Below are 608 nucleotides of genomic sequence, written 5' to 3' on the forward strand. Positions count from 1 at the left end.
GGACGCGCTCTACGGCTCGGACACCAAGCTGCGGCGGATGCTGGAGGAGCGCGGGCAGGCTTACGTGCTCGCGGTGCGGGGCAACCAATCGATCCGCTTCCTGACGGACGACTGGGGGCTGGTGCAGACCGACCCGGCCACCACCGCGGGCGGGCTGGCGGACGAGGACTGGCACGCCCTGTCCGCCGGCGAGGGCGCGAAGGGCCCGCGGCTCTACGACTGGGCGCACGTGGCCCTGGGATGGGCCGCCGAGCCCGGCTTCGAGCGCTGGCTCCTGATCCGCCGCAGCCCGCGCGACCCCGACCGGCTGGCCTACTTCTTCGCCTACGCCCCCGAGGGCACCGCGCTACCCGAACTTGCCCGCGCCGCCGGCAGCCGTTGGGCGATCGAGGAATGCTTCCTGCGCGCCAAGGGCGACCTCGGCCTCGACCACTGCGAGGCCCGCTCCTGGCACGGCTGGCACCGGCATATGACCCTCGTCATGGCCGCGCAGGCGTTCCTCGCCACGCTCGCCGCCACGCAGGCCCGCGCCGCCTTCGGCAAACCATCCGAAGACAAAACGAGTCCGACGCCGCAAGACGCCCCCGAAGCCGCATGACCGCCATGGC

General features: G+C 73.2%; 1 protein-coding gene. It reads left to right on the top strand.

Annotated features, from left to right (window positions below; genetic code table 11):
- Positions 1 to 598, top strand: a 598-nt coding sequence (locus DR046_RS23110) for an IS701 family transposase (RefSeq protein ID WP_167767278.1), incomplete at its 5' end; no start/stop codon positions are given.
- Positions 599 to 608 lie beyond the last annotated feature (10 nt).

This window comes from Jannaschia formosa (assembly GCF_003340555.1).
GTDB lineage: Bacteria > Pseudomonadota > Alphaproteobacteria > Rhodobacterales > Rhodobacteraceae > Jannaschia > Jannaschia formosa.